Here is a 632-nt window from a genome sequence, read left to right as displayed (position 1 = left end):
CGTCGAAGCGGGGAGTTTTGCGCCGATCACGGGCGACGTGCTGTCGAACGACGTGTTTGGCGCGGACGGCAAGGACGTTTCGGGCGGGGTCGTCGGCGTTGCCAAGGGCAGCACCGGCGCCCTCGACGACGCCACGACGGTCGGGGCGACCATCCAGGGCACCTACGGCAAGCTGACGCTGAATGCCGACGGCTCGTACAGCTATCTGCGCGATCCGGGCACGGCCGGTGGCGGGCAGGACGTGTTCACCTACACGATCAAGGACGCTGACGGCGACCTGTCGCACACCACGCTGACGATCGAGATCGGCAACTCGACGCCGACGGTGTCGATCCCAGGGGCCGGTTCCGACGGCACGAAGGTCTACGAGGCAGGTCTTCCGGCGCATGACGGCAAGCCTGCGGGTTCGGGCGAGACGGGCGACGGCTCCGCCAACGCCGATCCGCGCGAGACGACGTCGGGGACGATCGGCTTCACCTCGGCGGACGGGGTGTCGGCGGTGTCGCTGGGCGGCCATGTGCTGACGGGGACGGCGCAGACCTTCGCGGACACGACGGGTGAACTGACGGCCTGGTACGAATACAATGCCACGACGGGCGTGGGTACGATCCACTACAGCTACACGCTGCTGA

The 632-nt window shown here is 68.0% G+C and carries 1 protein-coding gene; it reads left to right on the top strand.

What is annotated here, in order from left to right; all coding sequences use genetic code 11:
* The coding region (locus tag AC3A4H_RS23595; protein WP_487768879.1) for an Ig-like domain-containing protein at positions 1-632 on the top strand (632 nt) is incomplete at both ends.

The organism is Pseudaminobacter sp. Soil_N_29, from assembly GCF_057656055.1.
Note: the sequence above shows the minus strand (reverse complement) of the source record. Positions and strands in the feature narration are given on the sequence as shown.